General features: G+C 65.2%; 15 protein-coding genes and 2 pseudogenes. 6 read left to right on the top strand and 11 right to left on the bottom strand.

The genetic code is table 11. The annotated features are described in order from the left end of the window. Positions 1-34: 34 nt before the first annotated feature. From DW355_RS04025 to dprA, 4 genes are all read right to left on the bottom strand, one after another. Positions 35-946 carry a phosphoribosylaminoimidazolesuccinocarboxamide synthase gene (locus DW355_RS04025; protein WP_131278063.1) on the bottom strand — a complete coding sequence of 304 codons (912 nt, stop codon included), beginning with the start codon at positions 944-946 and terminating at the stop codon, positions 35-37. An 82-nt stretch (positions 947-1028) separates the two neighbouring features. Further along, positions 1029-2093: a class II fructose-bisphosphate aldolase gene (fba, locus tag DW355_RS04020; protein WP_131278062.1), complete on the bottom strand. Its 1065-nt coding sequence runs from the start codon at positions 2091-2093 to the stop codon at positions 1029-1031. 115 nt (positions 2094-2208) lie between these two features. Continuing rightward, positions 2209-2673: a DUF494 domain-containing protein gene (locus DW355_RS04015; protein WP_131278061.1), complete on the bottom strand. Its 465-nt coding sequence runs from the start codon at positions 2671-2673 to the stop codon at positions 2209-2211. Positions 2674-2901: 228 nt separating this feature from the next. Then, positions 2902-4092: a DNA-processing protein DprA gene (gene dprA / locus DW355_RS04010; protein ID WP_131278060.1), complete on the bottom strand. Its 1191-nt coding sequence runs from the start codon at positions 4090-4092 to the stop codon at positions 2902-2904. Positions 4093-4291: 199 nt separating this feature from the next. On the opposite strand from dprA, the gene def reads away from it, so the two are divergent. From def to pyk, 6 genes and pseudogenes are all read left to right on the top strand, one after another. After that, on the top strand, positions 4292-4816 hold the full coding sequence (def, locus tag DW355_RS04005; protein ID WP_207388079.1) for a peptide deformylase: 525 nt from the start codon (positions 4292-4294) through the stop codon (positions 4814-4816). Between the two features lie 11 nt (positions 4817-4827). Further along, positions 4828-5915: pseudogene (locus tag DW355_RS04000) on the top strand (methionyl-tRNA formyltransferase). A 92-nt stretch (positions 5916-6007) separates the two neighbouring features. Next, a complete protein-coding gene (locus tag DW355_RS03995) occupies positions 6008-6775 on the top strand; it encodes an AzlC family ABC transporter permease (RefSeq protein WP_131282275.1) in 768 nt (255 codons plus the stop codon). A 10-nt stretch (positions 6776-6785) separates the two neighbouring features. After that, complete coding sequence (locus tag DW355_RS03990) at positions 6786-7115, top strand: AzlD domain-containing protein (protein WP_131278058.1); 330 nt, start codon at positions 6786-6788, stop codon at positions 7113-7115. A gap of 90 nt (positions 7116-7205) precedes the next feature. Continuing rightward, the gene (locus DW355_RS03985) at positions 7206-8399 is read left to right on the top strand and encodes a phosphoglycerate kinase (RefSeq protein ID WP_131278057.1); all 1194 of its coding nucleotides are present in this window, start codon (positions 7206-7208) and stop codon (positions 8397-8399) included. A gap of 120 nt (positions 8400-8519) precedes the next feature. After that, positions 8520-9953 (top strand): pyruvate kinase, encoded by a 1434-nt coding sequence (pyk, locus tag DW355_RS03980; RefSeq protein WP_131278056.1) that lies wholly within the window; start codon positions 8520-8522, stop codon positions 9951-9953. 15 nt (positions 9954-9968) lie between these two features. Here pyk and DW355_RS03975 read toward each other — a convergent pair whose 3' ends face one another. The 7 genes and pseudogenes from DW355_RS03975 to DW355_RS18535 all read right to left on the bottom strand — a co-directional run. After that, entirely contained in the window at positions 9969-10523 is a 555-nt protein-coding gene (locus DW355_RS03975) for a hypothetical protein (protein ID WP_131278055.1), read from the bottom strand. Positions 10524-10611: 88 nt separating this feature from the next. Beyond that, complete coding sequence (locus tag DW355_RS03970; protein WP_131278054.1) at positions 10612-11550, bottom strand: DMT family transporter; 939 nt, start codon at positions 11548-11550, stop codon at positions 10612-10614. Positions 11551-11587: 37 nt separating this feature from the next. Next, complete coding sequence (gene glnT / locus DW355_RS03965; RefSeq protein WP_131278053.1) at positions 11588-12916, bottom strand: type III glutamate--ammonia ligase; 1329 nt, start codon at positions 12914-12916, stop codon at positions 11588-11590. Further along, complete coding sequence (gabT, locus tag DW355_RS03960; RefSeq protein ID WP_131278052.1) at positions 12917-14200, bottom strand: 4-aminobutyrate--2-oxoglutarate transaminase; 1284 nt, start codon at positions 14198-14200, stop codon at positions 12917-12919. A gap of 102 nt (positions 14201-14302) precedes the next feature. Further along, on the bottom strand, positions 14303-15805 hold the full coding sequence (locus DW355_RS03955) for an aldehyde dehydrogenase (protein ID WP_131278051.1): 1503 nt from the start codon (positions 15803-15805) through the stop codon (positions 14303-14305). An 83-nt stretch (positions 15806-15888) separates the two neighbouring features. Then, on the bottom strand, positions 15889-16626 hold the full coding sequence (locus tag DW355_RS03950; protein WP_242671298.1) for a DUF3138 family protein: 738 nt from the start codon (positions 16624-16626) through the stop codon (positions 15889-15891). Positions 16627-16649: 23 nt separating this feature from the next. Beyond that, a pseudogene (locus DW355_RS18535) lies at positions 16650-17054 on the bottom strand (DUF3138 family protein); the annotation flags it as partial. Positions 17055-17154 lie beyond the last annotated feature (100 nt).

The following is a 17154-nucleotide window of genomic DNA, read 5'->3' as shown; positions in this document are numbered from 1 at the left end:
CGTGCTCCTGTTCCTGGTTCTGTGGTCGGGTAGTTCAGGCGCCGGTGAGGCGGGTCAGCGCCTCCTGGTACTTGGCCGCCGTCTGCGCGATCACCTCGGCGGGCAGGGTCGGCGCGGGCGGTCTCTTGCCCCAGGGTTGGCCATCCACCTGGGCCTGCTCCAGCCAGTCGCGCAGGAACTGCTTGTCGTAGCTGGGCGGGTTGCTGCCTTGCTTGAAAGCCTGTTCATACCCTTCGACCGGCCAGTAGCGCGAGGAATCGGGCGTCAGCACCTCGTCCATCAGCACCAGACGGCCCTGCGAGTCCAGGCCGAACTCGAACTTGGTGTCGGCGATGATGATGCCCCGCTTCAAGGCGATCTCGCTCGCGGTTGTGTAGAGCGCGATGGAAACGTCGCGGATCTTCGCGGCGAGTTCGGCGCCGATGAGTGCCACGGTTTTCTCGAAGCTGATGTTCTCGTCGTGCTCGCCCATCTCGGCCTTGTGCGCGGGCGTGTAGATGGGCTCGGGCAACTTGCTGGCGTTCTTCAGCCCGGCAGGTAGCTTCACGCCGCAGACGGCCTGCGATTCCTGATACTCCTTCCAGCCGCTGCCCGCGAGGTAACCGCGCACCACGGCCTCGACCGGGATGGGCTTGAGGCGCTGGACCAGCATGGCGCGGCCCCGGACCTGCGCCACCTCGTCGGGCGGGACCACGCTTTCGGGCGCCGCGCCCGTGAGGTGGTTGGGCACGATGTGCCCGAGTTTGTCGAACCAGAAGAGCGCCATCTTCGTCAGCAGTTCGCCCTTGCCGGGAATGGGCTCGCCCATGATGACGTCGAAAGCGCTGATGCGGTCGGACGCGACCATGAGGATGCGGTCCTCCCCCACGGCGTAGTTGTCACGCACTTTGCCGCGCGCGAGCAGGGGCAGGGATCGGAGGCTGGAAGTGTGCAGGGCGCTGGTCATGAACAGGTTCCCGGAAAAGAAAAAGCCCGGCGCGTCGCCGGGCTGTGGATTATCGCAAGCTGCGTTGGCTCAAGGCCGACGCTCAATGCACGACCTGTGCCAGCTCGCCCTTGGCGTACTTCTGCGCCATCATGGCCAGGCCCTGACTCTTGACCCTGGCGCCCTGGCCTTCGCAGCCGAACTCCAGGTAACGCGCCTTGCAGACCAGCTTGGCGGCTTCGCGCGCGGGCTTGAGCCATTCACGGGCATCGAACTTGTCCGGGTTCTCGGCCAGGAACTTACGCACCGCGCCGGTCATGGCCAGGCGGATGTCGGTGTCGATGTTGATCTTGCGCACGCCGTGCTTGATGGCTTCCTGGATCTCGGCCACGGGCACGCCGTAGGTTTCTTTCATCTTGCCGCCGTACTGGTTGATGATGGCCAGCAGTTCCTGCGGCACGGAGGAAGAACCGTGCATCACCAGGTGGGTATTGGGAATGCGCCGGTGGATTTCCTTCACGCGGCTGATGGCCAGGATGTCACCGGTGGGTGGGCGGCTGAACTTGTAGGCGCCATGGCTGGTGCCGATGGCGATGGCAAGGGCGTCAAGCTGGGTGGCCTTGACGAACTGGGCGGCCTCTTCGGGGTCGGTCAGCATCTGGCTGTGGTCCAGCTTGCCTTCGGCGCCGATACCGTCTTCCTCGCCAGCTTCGCCGGTTTCCAGATTGCCCAGGCAACCGAGCTCACCTTCGACGGTGACGCCGACCTGGTGCGCCATGGCCACGACCTTGCGGGTCACGTCCACGTTGTAGGCGAAGTCGGCCGGGGTCTTGCCGTCTTCCTTGAGCGAACCGTCCATCATGACCGAGCCGAAGCCCAGGGAAATAGCACCTTCGCAGACCTTGGGCGTGGTGCCATGGTCCTGGTGCATCACCAGGGGGATATGCGGATAGGCTTCCATGGCCGCCTGGATCAGGTGCTTGATGAAGGGCTCGCCCGCGTACTTGCGCGCGCCAGCGCTGGCCTGCAGGATGACGGGAGCGCCCACTTCATCCGCGGCGGCCATCACGGCTTGCACCTGCTCCAGGTTGTTGACGTTGAAGGCCGGAATGCCATAGCCGTTTTCGGCGGCATGGTCCAGCAGTTCGCGCATGGAAACGAGCGGCATGGGGTTCCCCTGGGGAGATGGTTGACAGATTCGGACAGCCTCCGATTTTATCCGGCCCACCTCGGCCCCACGGACGCCATTCCCTTGATCCCGCTGGAAAGCGGCCCAGGCGGACTCAGTGCAGCACGCGCAGCACGCCGTCGTTGGACAGTTCGTTGAGCACCAGATGGTCCTGCGGCTCGGTGCCGAAGCTCCAGTAGGCCATGCGCAAGATCAGGCGCAGCATCTCCCGCGACAGGTACTCGGAGGGCAGCACCATGGCACGGTCCACCACCACTTCACGCATGAAGGGGGGCAACAGGCCGGAGGCCTCCAGAAAACCCAGGTAGCCCAGGCATTCCTCACCCAGGTGTTCCTGCTCGCGCGGCAAATACACCCGCATGCTGGCCGGATGCTGAAGCTCGGGATGCTCCAGCTGGCCCTGCACTGCGTCATACAGGCCGTCGAGCCAGTACAGGGCCCCCTCGATCTCCTCGGGCTCGAAACCCAGCGTGCTCAGCGTGCGTTCAAGCTGAGACCACTCCGGGCAGGCATCGCCCTGCCAGTAATTTTCGTAGACGTAGACAAGCACATCGAACATGTGAGGGACTGTATTCAAGAACCCCGAAGTGTGACAACGGGTAATGAGGCTGTTTTCCCGTTCTTTTCCCCCATCTTTTTTCGGATTTCTTTACAGAGTTTCGGAGACAGCAGCTTGCAGGGTTTCGGGAGACAAGCTTGTCAGGCTTTTTCCTACATCCGCTCCGGGTACGTCGCCCAGGTGCGAACCGCTGGTGCGCCTGACAGTGCACCGGCCACGACCGGCAGATCAGCCCCGCACCAAGCGCTGCAGCAGACCGCCGGGCAGACGCGTCACCTCGCCCCCCAGCTCCAGGGCCATCAGGCGCGCCTGCAATTGCGCGGTCGGCCAGCCTGTACGGGCCTGCAACGCGTCCAGGCTCACGGGGTCGGCGCCCAGGGCCGTGCGCAGGGCCTCCTCGGATTCGGACGGATGAACGTCGGCTTCGGTCGCACTGGCCACGGCGATCGTTCCCGCCGGCGCGCCCGCCCAGGCGGGCAGTTCTTCCAGCACATCCTGCGCTGACTCCACCAACTTCGCGCCTTGCCGGATCAGTGCGTGGCAGCCCCGGGACTGCGGGTTGTGGATGGAGCCAGGGATGGCCAAAACCTCCTTGCCCAGCTCCACGGCCAGCCGCGCCGTGATCAACGAACCGGACTGCGGCGCGGCCTCCACCACCAGGGTGGCGCAGGACAGGCCGGCGATCAGCCGGTTGCGACGCGGGAAGTTCTCGGCCAGCGGTGGCGTGCCCAAGGGATATTCGCTGACGATGACCCCCCGCGCGGCGACGCGCCGGGCCAGGGCCGTGTGCCGCTTGGGGTAGACCTGGTCCAACCCGGTGCCCACGACGGCCACGGTCGCCGGCCGCGCCGGGTCGGTGGCATGTGCGTCGAGCGCGCCCTCGTGGGCCGCGCCATCCACGCCCAGGGCCAGGCCAGACAGGATGACCAGACCCGCCTCGGCCAGGCTGCGCGCGAACTGCTGGGCATTCAAGGCCCCCTGGGGCGTAGGATTGCGGCTGCCCACCACCGCCAGGCAACGGCGTTCGGCCAGAGGGCCTGTCCAGAGACGGCCCTCATGCAGGCCCTCGAGTCGCCCCATCAGGTACAGCAGGAGGGGCGGGTCTTCCATCTGCAGCAAGGCAACGGGGTAGCCCGGCTCCCCCAGCGCGACGATGGCGCGTTGCTCCGACGCATCGACCGCATGCAACCAGGCCCAGCTGTCGGCCAGCAGCTCGACCCAGCCTACGGGCGCGGGGTTCGCGCCGCCCCGCAGCGCCTCGGCCTGCCGGGTATTGACCACGGCGCGCAAAGCCGCCGGGCTTTGCGCCAGCACGGCCTCGGGGGAACCAAAGGCCGCCAGGAGGCGGCGCGTGCTGACCGGCCCCAGTCCGGGAGCCAGGGACAGGCGCAGCCAGGCACTCAGCTCCTCGTGTTCCATCTTCCGTCGCCCCGGGCTCGGTGGCCACCCGCTCCCGGCAGACGCAGGCCCTGGCCAGGCACACCAGAGCCTGCGCGCCAGGCTCGGCCCTGAGTCGACAGGTCATGCGTGTTCATGCGTCTCAGTGTGCGCGCAAGCCCCCATGGCGGCAATGCAGTGCAAAAAGCGCGGAAAATATCGGGTTCGGAGGAATCACACCATGGCTTTGCTGCCCATCCTGACTTACCCAGATCCCCGCCTGCACACCGTGGCACAGCCCGTGCAGGCCGTGGATGCGCGCATCAAACAGCTCATTGCCGACATGTTCGACACCATGTACGACATGAATGGCATTGGCCTGGCCGCCACCCAGATCAATGTGCACGAGCGGCTGGTCGTCATCGACGTGTCCGAGGGACGCGAGCAGCCGCTGGTCTTCATCAACCCGGAAATCGTCTGGGCCAGCCCCGAAACGAAGGTCAACGAGGAAGGTTGCCTGTCCGTGCCCGGCATCTACGACGGCGTGGAGCGGCACGAGCGCGTGCATGTGCGCGCCCTGGACGGTGAGGGTCAGTCCCGCACGGTCGAGTGCGAGGGCCTGCTGGCCATCTGCATCCAGCATGAGATGGACCACCTGATGGGCAAGGTCTTCGTCGAGTACCTGTCCCCGCTCAAGCGCAACCGCATCAAGACCAAGATGCAGAAACTGCAACGCGAAAACGAGCGCGAAGGCGCGCGGGCCTGAACGGGAATTCGATGAGAGTTGTTTACGCGGGGACGCCCGAGTTCGCCCGGGTGGCTCTGCAGGCCCTGCACCAGGCGGGGCACGAGATTGTCTTGGTGCTGACCCAGCCTGACCGGCCCGCAGGACGAGGCATGAAACTACAGGCCTCGCCGGTCAAGCAGTTCGCGCTGGAGCACGGCATCCCCGTCGCGCAGCCGCGCAGCCTGCGCCTGGACGGCAAGTACCCCGAAGACGCGGCGGCCGCCCGTGCCGCGCTGGAAGCGGCACAGGCCGACGTGATGGTGGTCGCGGCTTACGGCCTGATCTTGCCGCAGTGGGTCCTCGATGGCATGAGCGCCGCCGGGCCGTCCCAAGGCGCGAATGCGCAAAGCGCCCCCTCGGGGGGCAGCGAACCACGCGCAGCGGGAAGCGTGGGGGCCCACAAATTCGGGTGCCTGAACATCCACGCATCGTTGTTGCCGCGCTGGCGCGGCGCGGCACCCATCCACCGTGCCATCGAGGCCGGTGACCGCGAAACCGGCGTGACCATCATGCAGATGGATGCCGGCCTGGACACGGGCAACATGCTGCTCATGGAGCGCCTGCCCATCACTCCGGACGACAGCACCGGCAGCCTGCACGACAAGCTGGCCGCCTTGGGCGGCGAACTGATCGTGCGCACCCTGGCCTTGGCGGCGCGCGGGGAACTGCGCGCCACGCCGCAGCCCGAACAAGGCATTACCTACGCACACAAGATCGACAAGGCCGAGGCCCAGATCGATTGGTCCAACTCCGCAGTATTGATCGCGCGGCGCATCCATGCCTTCAACCCCGCGCCCGGTGCGCAGACCCTGCTCGATGGCGAACACGGCGCCGAGGTGCTCAAACTCTGGCGGGCTCACACAGTGCAGGCAGCCGTCACGACCGAGGCCCCCCTGCGCAAGCCGAGCCGATTCCCGGCCAGGTTATCGCGCTCGGCGCCGAAGGCATCACCGTGCAATGCGGGCAAGGCCTGCTGCAGATCACAGAACTGCAACGCGCAGGCGGCAAGCGCCTGACCGCAGCCAACTTCCTGCGCGGCACGCACCTGCGCATCGGTGCCCTGCTGGGTGCCACCTGACCATGCGTTCTCACGCCGATTCTTCGTCCACCGTCCGTCGCCTGCGCCAGACGGTTGCAACCACCACACGCCATCCCGCTTTCCGCGACGGCATGCGCGAGATGTTCGGCACCGCGCTGGGCGTGGGTGCCTGGGGCTTGGTCACGGGCGTGGCCATGGTCAAGAGCGGCATGGGCGTCGGGATGGCGGTCTTCATGTCCCTGCTGGTGTACGCTGGCAGCGCTCAGCTGGCCACGCTGCCACTCATCATGGCGGGCGCGCCGCTGTGGGTAGTCTGGCTCACGGCCAGTTGCGTGAATCTGCGCTTCGTGATCTTCAGCAGCCTCTGGCGTACCTACTTCTCCTGGCTACCGCGCCGCCAGCGTCTGTGGCTGGCCTATTTCAGCGGTGACGTGATTTTCGCCGCCTTCATGAAGCGCTATCCGGACCAGCGCCCGGTGCCCGACCAGCTGCCTTTTTTCTGCGGCGCGGCATCCACGAACTGGCTGGCCTGGCAGGGCTTTTCCATCACCGGCATCCTGCTGGCGAACGAGGTTCCCTTGTCCTGGGGCCTGGGCTTCGCGGGCACGCTGGCCTTGCTGGGCGTGCTGCTGTCCATGCTGTTCGACCGCGCGAGCTGGATATCGGCGGGCGTGGCCGCCACGGCAGCGGTGGCCGCTTTCGCGCTGCCACTCAAACTCAACATCCTGGTGGCCATCGCCGCCGCCGTGGCCGTGGGCCTCTTGATCGAGGCGATGGAAAAGCACCGCCAGATGCCCGAGGTCGTGCTCGTGCCGGCGAACAGCCGCCTGCCACCCGAGGAGCGCCAGCGCATCAAGTCGGGCGACGAAGTCCCGCTGCGCGAGGAGCGTCATCCATGAGAATGCCCGCATGAGCACGCTCGAGATCATCATCGCAGTCATCGGCCTGACCGTGATCACCGTGGTCACCCGGGCCTTCTTCATGATTTCCGAACGCGAGCTGCCGATGCCGAGCTGGCTCAAGCGCGGCCTGAAGTACGCGCCCCTGGCCGCTTTGGTGGCCGTGATCGCGCCCGAGATCCTGATGACGCAGGGCGAGTTCCTGCGCACCTGGCAGGACGCGCGTCTGCCCGCCATCGTCGGAGCGGCGGTCTACTATTTCTGGCAACGGGGCGTGCTCGGCACCATCGTCACTGGCATGGTGATCTACCTGCCGCTGCACATCGGCCTGGGCTGGTGAGGCCGAGCCGGTGAAGTCGGGCCCTTAAAATCTTGGGCTGACCTCACACCACCCACGCGCCGCGCCAGGCGCCCAAGCCGGACCAATGCCATGAATTTCATCCGCTTCTCCGATCTCTGTGCCCAGGGTCGGGTCAAGAACCAGCGCGTCTTCATCCGCGCGGACCTCAATGTGCCGCAGGACGACGCTGGCCGCATCACGGAAGACACCCGCATCCGCGCGTCCATTCCCTGCATTCGTATGGCACTGGACGCCGGCGCAGCAGTCATGGTCACCTCCCACCTGGGTCGCCCGACGGAAGGTGAATTCAAGCCTGAAGACTCGCTGGCGCCGGTGGCCCAACGCCTGGGCGAACTGCTGGGCCGTGACGTGCCTCTGGTCGCCAATTGGGTGGATGGCGTTCAGGTCGCGCCCGGCCAGCTCGTGATGCTGGAGAACGTGCGTCTGAACAAGGGCGAAAAGAAGAACGACCCCGCGCTGGCGCAGAAGCTGGCCGCGCTTTGCGACATCTTCGTGCATGACGCCTTCGGCACCGCGCACCGTGCCGAAGCCTCGACCTACGGCATCGCGCAACACGCCAAGATTGCCAGCGCCGGCCCACTGCTCGCCGCCGAAATGGACGCCATCGGAAAAGCCCTCGCCGCGCCCAAGCGCCCGCTGGCCGCCATCGTCGCGGGCAGCAAGGTCAGCACCAAGCTGACCATCCTGCAATCCCTCGCGAAGAACGTGGACCAGCTGATCGTGGGCGGCGGCATCGCCAACACCTTCATGCTGGCTGCCGGGCTGAAGATCGGCAAGTCCCTGGCCGAGCCCGACCTCGTCAACGAAGCCAAGGCGGTGATCGAGGCCATGAAGGCCCGTGGCGCGGCCGTGCCCATTCCCGTGGATGTGGTGACGGCCAAGGAGTTCAAGGCCGACGCCGTGGCCACGATCAAGAAGGCGACCGGCGTTGCCGACGACGACTTGATCCTCGACATCGGTCCGGAAACCGCGAAGCAATTGGCCGCCCAACTCAAGTCCGCAGGCACCATTGTCTGGAACGGCCCGGTCGGTGTATTCGAGTTCGATGCCTTTGCCCACGGTACCGAGACCATCGCGCGCGCGATCGCCGAATCCAGCGCCTTCAGCATCGCGGGCGGTGGCGACACCTTGGCCGCGATCGCCAAGTACGGCATCGAGAAGGATGTGGGCTACATCTCCACGGGCGGCGGCGCCTTCCTGGAGGTGCTGGAAGGCAAGACGCTCCCGGCATTCGAGATCCTGGGCAAACGGGCACTCGGCTGAGCTTCGGCGCGTCCAAGGTCAACGGCCCCGTGGTTATCACGGGGCCGTTTTCGTCTTGTCGTACCGATCCACCCGCTTCGTGAAAGAATCGCGAGGCAAACCCATCAGGAGACAAACACCATGACACGTCGCGCGACCAAGATTGTCGCCACCCTCGGCCCCGCGTCCAGCGACCCGGGCCTGCTCGAACAGATGATCCGTTCCGGGGTCAGTGTCGTTCGCCTCAATTTCAGCCACGGCACGGCACAGGACCACATTGACCGGGCGCGCTTGGTGCGCGAGGCAGCGGCCCGTGCCGGGTGCGAGGTGGGCGTCATGGCCGACCTGCAAGGCCCGAAGATCCGCGTCGGCAAGTTCGCCGGGAACAAGGTGCAGCTCCAGAACGGGCAGAAGTTCGTGCTCGACGCCAGCCTCACCGAACCAGGCGACGGCAACGCCGTGGGACTGGACTACAAGGAACTGCCGCAGGACGTGAAAGTGGGTGACGTGCTCCTGCTGGCCGACGGCCTGATCGTCATGGAGGTCGAAGCCGTCAAGGGCCAAGCCGTGCATTGCAAGGTGGTGCAAGGCGGGGAGTTGTCCAACAACAAGGGCATCAACAAGAAAGGCGGCGGCCTGACCGCGCCTGCCCTGACGGCCAAGGACATGGAGGACATCAAGACCGCCATGAGCTTCCAGGCCGACTATGTGGCCGTGAGTTTCCCGCAGAACGCCGCCGACATGGAACTGGCACGCCGGCTCTGCAACGTCGCCGCAGCCGAATACAAACACAAGCCGCACCTGATCGCCAAGATCGAGCGCGCCGAGGCGATCCCGAACCTGGAAGAGATTCTGCGCGCCAGCGACAGCATCATGGTGGCGCGCGGCGACCTGGCCATCGAGGTGGGCAATGCGGCGGTGCCGGCCTTGCAGAAGCGCATGATCAAGCTGGCGCGCGAGATGGACAAGACCGTGATCACGGCCACCCACATGATGGAGTCCATGATCAACAACCCCATGCCCACGCGCGCGGAGGTCAGCGACGTGGCCAACGCCGTGCTCGACGGCAGCGACGCGGTGATGACCTCGGCCGAGACCGCCAGTGGCAAATTCCCGCTTGAAACCGTGAACGAGATGGCCGCCATCTGCCTGGCGGCTGAAGGCGCCGAGGAGGTGAAGCTCGATGCCGACTTCTCGGGCATGACCTTCGCGCGCATCGACCAGTCCATCGCCATGGGCGCACTGTTCACGGCCTACCACCTGGGCGCCAAGGCCCTGGTGGCGCTGACCGATTCCGGCTCCACCGCGCTCTGGATGAGCCGCCACCGCATTCACATCCCGATCTATGCGCTCACGCCGCGGGTAACAACACAGCGCAAGATGGCGCTGTACCGCAACGTCACGCCCCTGCTCATGGACACCAGCGCCGACCGTGACACGGCGCTGGAGCAGGCCGAGAAGCACCTCAAAGCGCGCGGCATCGTGCAAAGCGGCGACATCTACGTCATCACCTGCGGCGAGCCCATGGGCGCGCCCGGCGGCACCAACATGCTCAAGATCTGCCGCGTGGCCTGAATTTCTCTGTCGGCGTCAACGGCGCAGCGCCGCGTCGTATGCACGCCGAAGCAGGCGTCGCCGGATCAGGCCACTGGCTGGCCTGATCAACAACCAGTAGGGTTTGAAGCTGCGTCGCGCTGCATCATCGCCACACCAGACGCGTGTCCGAGTCGTCAGTCGCGTGCCTGATCCTTCCGTCTCGACCGTGAAATTCATGACCAGCTTGGCAATACCCACCGCGTCCAGTGCGAGAAAAGCCTGTGCGTCCGCTACCTCCACAAGACCATAGTCAGCCCGCCAGAAGCGCCCAGCCAGACCGAATGCCATCTCACCGTCGCCGTCTCGCCCCAGGAAAGTGAAGTTGGCGAGTCCGAACGAGGGGCGACCTCGCAAGGCGGATGCATAACCCAGCCGGCCCGCCAAACGAGCGGGTAATTCACGCAAAGCGATCAGCTTGCGGGCGATCGGATCATCCACGACATCAGGTCGCCCCACCACATCAAGCACGCGAGCCGGCGAGGCTGGGACATAGCGACTGTGTTCTTCCGCGAACTGGTATTGCGGTAGATATCGGTTCATCAGCTCCATGCGGTGCATTGTGCAATACGTGGTTCATTCGCACCCTGCTTCCTGGCCGCGCGGGTCGTGGGTAAGCCGTCCGCGTGCTCTTCGCACTTCAGCGCAATACCTGGCCAGAAGATTTTGAAGGCCAAGTCGCCAACACCACCCCAGCCAAGGCCAGGCCAAACGCCGCCGCCTGCACGTGACTCACATGCTCACCCAGGAACACCACGCCCACCAGCGCCGCGCTGATGGGCAGCATCACGGTGAACACGCCCGCTTGCACGGCGGGCACGCGCTTGAGGCCCGTCATCCAGAGCCAGACCGTCCACATGCTGGCGGCCAGCGCATAGAACAGCAGCAGGCCCCAGATCTCCAGCTTCACGGCACCGAAGTCAAACTGCAGCGCCTGCCAGACGCCGAACGGCGTGACCAGCAGCAGCCCCCAGAGGTTGATCAGCGCGCTGATGCGCTTGGGTGACAGCTTGCCGCTGAGCTTCTTGCCAATCACCACATAACTGGCCTCGCAGAACACCGCGCCGATCAGCAGAGCGATGCCAAGCAGCGAATACCCCTCGGTACCTGCGGCGCCGCCATGCGTCGCCACGCCCTGCTTGCTCAAGGTCACCAGCGCGATACCGCCCACCGCGCAAGCGATGCCGGCCCAGACGCGTTTTTTGATCTGCTCCTTGAGCACGATGCGCGACAGCAGCGCCGTCACGCCCGGCAGCGCGGCCATGATCACGCCCGCGGCCAGCGCCGAACTCAGCGCCACGCCAAACAGCATGCAGATCGAAAACAGGAAGTTGCCCAGGAAGGACTCGAGAAAGAGCAGGCCCTTGTCGTGCCCGGTCAAAGGTGCTTCTTCGGCCCCACGCCGCGTCCACGACACCATCGCCACAGCCGCGATGCCGAAGCGCAGCCACGCCAGCAGGAACACCGGGAAGATCGTGACCAGCAGCTTGGACAGGCCCACGTAGCTGCCGACCAGGGCCATGCTGGCGCTCAGACAAAGATAGGCCAGCCAGGGCAGCCCGGTTTGCAAGGAAGACATGATGGAGAAATCGGAGAGGAGGTGAAAGAGCGAGGGCTCAGAACAAGGTGGCGTAGCGCTGGACTTCCCAATCGCTGACATGGCGGGCGTACTCGATCCACTCCGCGCGCTTGAGCCGGACGAACTGTTCACTCAAGGTCTCGCCCAGGGCCGAGCGCAGCACGTTGTCGGCCTCGAACGCATCGACGGCGTCGCCCAGGCTCTGCGGCAATAGACCGATCTGGCGCTCACGCAATTGCACCAGCGACAGTTCAAACAGGTCATCGGTGCAGGCCACACCGGGATCAAGCTGTCGTTCCATGCCATCCAGACCCGCCGCGACCAGGCCCGCCGTGGCGAGGTAAGGATTGGCCGCCGCGTCGGGCAGGCGCCATTCAAACCGGCCGGGCAAGGTACGCACCAGCGCCGTCCGGTTGTTCGGACCGTGGGCGATGTAGGCCGGCGCCCAACTGGTGCCGGACAGTGACTCGCCCACCACCAGGCGCTTGTAGGAATTGACGGTGGGCGCGGCCAAGGCGGCCAGACCCGTCGAATGCGCGAGCACGCCCGCGATGAAATGCCCCATCTGCTTTTCATCGTCGAACAGGCAGTGTGCACCTTGTCCTTCACCTTGCCAGAGTGACACGTGGAAGTGCATCCCACTCCCCGGCTGATTGGCGAAGGGCTTGGGCATCATGGAGAACAACACCCCATATTGCTCCGCGATCGCCTGCGCGGCCAGCTTGAACAGCATGAGGTTGTCCGCGCTGCGCAATGCGTCGGCGTGCAGGAAGTTCAGCTCGTACTGGCCGTGCGCATCCTCGTGGTCGGTCTGGAACACGTCCAGACCGCATGCCTGCAGGCCATAACTCAACTCATTGAGCAGATCACGCTGGCGCGGCAGGCTCTTGAGGTCGTAGGAAGGTTTGTCCAGTCCGTCTTGCGCATCGGCGGCGGCTATGCCGCCCTCCTCCGTCCTGCGCAACAGGAAGAACTCGGGCTCGATGCCGGTTTGCAGATGCCAGCCGCGTTCGCTCAGCCGCGCCAGCTGGCGGCGCAGGACCTGGCGTGGACAGGCGTCGAAGGGTGCATTCGCCACGTAGCCGTCGCAGACCACGCGCGCGTAGCCCGGCATCCAGGGCATCGGGGCGACGGTGGACAGATCGGCGCGGCCGTAGTACTCGGAGCGTGGGCCGGTGCGCGGCAAACCCGTGCCCGCGATGGACGGACCCGCGAAACCGGCGCCGGTGTCGACCAGGGTCGACAGCTGCGCCAGCGGAACGAACTTACCCTTGGCAACCCCGTGGATATCGGTGAACTGCGCAAGCAGCGTGTGCACGCCCTCGGCGGCCAGGCGCTCCTGCAGGGCCAGATGGTCGGCGTGCATTCAGCGGGCGGCTTTCAGCGCCTCGCGCAGGATGCCCAAGGCTTCCTCGAAGTGCGCTTCGGGGATGGTGAGCGGAAAGAGGAAACGGATGACGTTGCCGTCCACGCCGCAAGTCAGCAGGATCAGGCCGCGTTGCAAGGCCTCGGCCTGCACCTTCTTCGTGACCTCGGCGTCCGCTGAACCATCGGTCTTGCGAAACTCGACCGCCACCATGGCCCCCAGGCCGCGCACGTCCGTGATCTGGGGCACCTCCTGGCGCATCTGGTCCAGCGTGACCTTGAGGCGATCGCCCAACATCTTGCCGCGCTGGGGCAACTGCTCATCGCGCATCAGGTCGATGACGGCGTGCGCGGCGGCGATGGCCAGCGGGTTGCCCGCATAAGTACCGCCCAGGCCACCCGGCGCGGGCGCATCCATGATCTCGGCCTTGCCCGTCACCGCCGACAAGGGCACGCCGTTGGCCAAGGACTTGGCGATGGTCATCAGGTCGGGCACCACGCCGGTCTGCGCCAGGAACTGCTCCATGGCGAACAAGGTGCCGGTGCGGCCGAAGCCGCTCTGGATTTCGTCGGCGATCAACACAATGCCATGCTCGTCACAGAGTTGGCGCAACCAGCGCACGGCCTCGGCCTGGATCACGTTGAAGCCGCCTTCACCCTGCACGGGCTCGAAAACGATGGCCGCGACCCGGCTGGGCTCGATGTCGGCCTTGAAGATGTGGTGGACGGCCTTTTTCACGTCCTCCAACGGCGTATTCGCGTCGGGGTAGGGCGCGTGGTAAATCTCGGGCGGGAAGGGACCGAAGCCGAGCTTATAGGGTGCCACCTTGCCAGTCAGCGCCACGGCGAACAGGCTGCGGCCATGGAAAGCACCGCTGAAGGCGATGACGCCCGCGCGCCGGGTGTGGGCACGCGCGATCTTGATGGCGTTCTCGATCGCCTCGGCGCCGGTGGAGAACAGGGCGGTCTTCTTGGCGTGCGTGCCAGGCGTGAGCTGGTTCAGCTTCTCGGCCAGGGCGATGTAGCTCTCGTAGGGCACCACCTGGTAGCAGGTGTGGGTGAAGCGGTTGAGTTGCTCCTGGATGGCCCGGACAATCTTCGGGTGCCCATGCCCGCTGTTCATCACGGCGATGCCGCCCGCGAAGTCCAGGAAGCGACGGCCTTCCACGTCCCAGAGCTCGGCATTGTCCGCGCGCTCGGCGAAGAAGCTGGCCATCACGCCCACACCGCGCGGCGTGGCGGCGGCCTTGCGGGCCATGAGCTGTTCGTTCTTCGAGTGGTTCATGCTGATGACTCCTTGCAAGAAGCTAACTTCCAAACGTGGCGGCCGTGGGGCCGGCTTTGCCGGTCCACTGGCCGCGCCCCTTAGGGGAAGCGCCGAAGGCGCTCAGGGGTGGGCATCTATCCTGATCCAGGTGGTCTTCAACTCGGTGTATTTGTCGAAGGCGTGCAAAGACTTGTCACGCCCATTACCACTCTGTTTGTAGCCACCGAAGGGCACGGTGATGTCGTCTTCGTCGTACTGGTTCACATGCACGGTGCCAGCGCGCAAGGCACGCGCGACGCGATGGGCGCGGCTGAGGTTGTCGCTCCAGACGCTGGCCTGCAAGCCATAGGATGAATCATTGGCCAGGCGGATGGCTTCCTCTTCCGTCTTGAAGCGAATCACGGACAGCACCGGCCCGAAGATTTCCTCACGCGCGATTTTCATCTGATTGGTCACGTCGATGAACACCGTGGGTTCGACGTAATAGCCCCCCGTTTCCACCCGCGCGCGCTTGCCGCCCGCCAGCAGCGTCGCGCCTTCGCTGGCGCCGGCGTCGATGTAGCCGAGCACAGTCTTGAGCTGGCCTTCGTCCACCAGTGCGCCCATCTCGGCCTTGCCGGACAGCGGGTCCAGCGGCTGGTACTTGGGCGCCTCGGCCTGCAGGCAGGCGCAGAAGGCGTCGGCGATCTTCTCGTGCACGAACACGCGCGAGGGCGCGTTGCAGCTCTCGCCCTGGTTGTAGAAGATGCTGCCCGCCGCAGTCTGGGCGGCGCGCTGGATGTCGGCGTAGTCGTCGAAGACCACAAAGGCCGACTTGCCGCCAAGTTCGTTGTAGACGCGCTTGAGGTTGCTGCGGCCTGCGTAGTCCAGCATGCGGCGGCCCACGCGGGTGCTGCCCGTGAAGCCAATGGCGTCCACGTCCATGTGCAAGGCCAGTGCTTCACCGGCTTCATGCCCGTAGCCCGGCACCACATTGAACACGCCGGGCGGCAGACCGGCGTCCAAGGCCAGCTCGGCCATGCGCAGGGCGGTCAGCGGGGATTTCTCGCTGGGCTTGAGCACCACCGAATTGCCCGCGGCCAGCGCGGGCCCCAGTTTCCACGACGCCATCAGCATCGGGTAGTTCCAGGGCACGATGGCGCCGATCACACCCATGGGTTCGCGCGTGATGAGCGCCAGCGCGGTCTGTGGCGTGGGCGCGACCTCATCGTAAATCTTGTCCACGGCCTCGGCGTACCAGGCGATGGTGCGCGCGCTGCTGCCTACGTCCACGGCCAGCGCCTGTTGCACGGGCTTGCCCATGTCCAGCGACTCCAGCACCGCCAGCTCTTCACGCGCGGCCAGCAGCTTGTCGGCGAAAGCACGCAGCACCTTCTTGCGCGCGGCGGGCGCCTGGCCGGCCCAACGGCTCTCCTCGAAAGCGGCGCGCGCGCTTTTCACGGCGGCGTCCACATCGGCCTCACGCCCACGCGCGACCTCGGTCAGGGGCCGGCCATCGATGGGCGAATGCTTGGCGAAGCTTTCGCCGTTGACGGCCGCAACACGCAGGCCATTGATGAGCGCGCGGCCATCCATCCTGACGGTCTTGGCGACGGCATGCCAATCGGGTGCGGGCTTGTTCATGGCAAAGATTCCCTAGGTGAGAAAGGGAAGCCGCTTGCCGCGGCTTCCCTTCCGATCAGATGGATGCGAATGAAAGATCGCGTTCAGAAAAACACCACGAGAGCGGCGCCAACGAGGTTGTTGTTCTTTTTGTATTCGTCGTTCTTCACGTCGTAGAAAACGTCCTGATTCGCACCGTCATAACGGTACTCGAACTTGAGCCAGGCATTGGGATTGAGCGCGTACTTGAGGCCCAGAGAGACAGCGTAGCGGTTGGCACCCTTGCACTCGCCACCCGCAGCACATTTCTCAGCCGCCGCCGCATCCATGCCTATGCCATTGATGCCGTCCGCACCGGGCAGCCAATATTCATCGCCACTGTCGGGAGTGCCGTCAGGATCGACTTCTTCCCCGTAACCGGTGTAGGTGAACAGCCCACCACCATTCTTCTCGTTATTGATGTAGTCGCCACGCACCAGGAATTGCAGACGCGGTGTGACGAAGTACCCGACCGTGGTGGACGCGCCTGCCCACTTGGCATCGCTGACGCTGTCATTGGCTGCGTCCTTCTGCGTCCCGTAGGAGAGCTGGCCACCCAAGGTCCAGTTGCCACGGTTGTAATAGCCGTCCATCTCGAACAACACAGCTGTGCTCTTGTCGGCCACTTCGCCATCGTCGTCAATGGTTTTGTTCCAGTTGTCGGCCTTGCCGACCAAGCCCGCGAAACCCACGCCCCAGAACTCTTCCGGCCAGTAGTCAAAGCGGTAGACCCAGGCCGGCGCCCCTTGCCCTCGGCCGCCTTGGCGCTGTCCACATTGGCCAGCATGGTGCGCAGCTGCCAACTGCCGGTGGAAACATCCAGCCCCGCACCGGTGTAGGCCACCGGCAGCGTGAAATCGAACAGCAGGTTGTGCGTGATCAGGGACGATTTCACCGGATCCGCGTATTCATAACCCGACCAGTCCAGCACCTTGCCCGCGATCAGTCGGGTCTGGCGATCCGACAAGGGAATGGACACCGAGGCCGCCGTGATGTCCATGTTGCCGTTCAGCGGCTGAAGCTGGAGGTTATAGAGGGTGCCATCGTCCATTTCCTTGGCGAAGGCGATCGTGGCATTGCCAAAGAAAGGCGTGTCGGAATAGCCGGTGAAGTCGGAACTCAGGAACTGGAAACCCGCGCGATTGGCGTTCTGGTCGTAGATGTAGGTCGGGTCCATGTAGCCCGAAATCTTGAGGCCCTTGAGGCCAGCGGTCTCCCACGCATCTTCCATCGCCTCGGTCTTGATGATGGTGCGGTTGATGTCCTGCATCTGGTCGGGCGTCAGACCCATGCGATTCTGCTGGGCGGCGACCTGTCCCCCCGTCGCAAGG

The sequence above is a fragment of the Hylemonella gracilis genome (genome assembly GCF_004328645.1).
GTDB lineage: Bacteria > Pseudomonadota > Gammaproteobacteria > Burkholderiales > Burkholderiaceae_C > Hylemonella > Hylemonella gracilis_B.
Note: the sequence above shows the minus strand (reverse complement) of the source record. Positions and strands in the feature narration are given on the sequence as shown.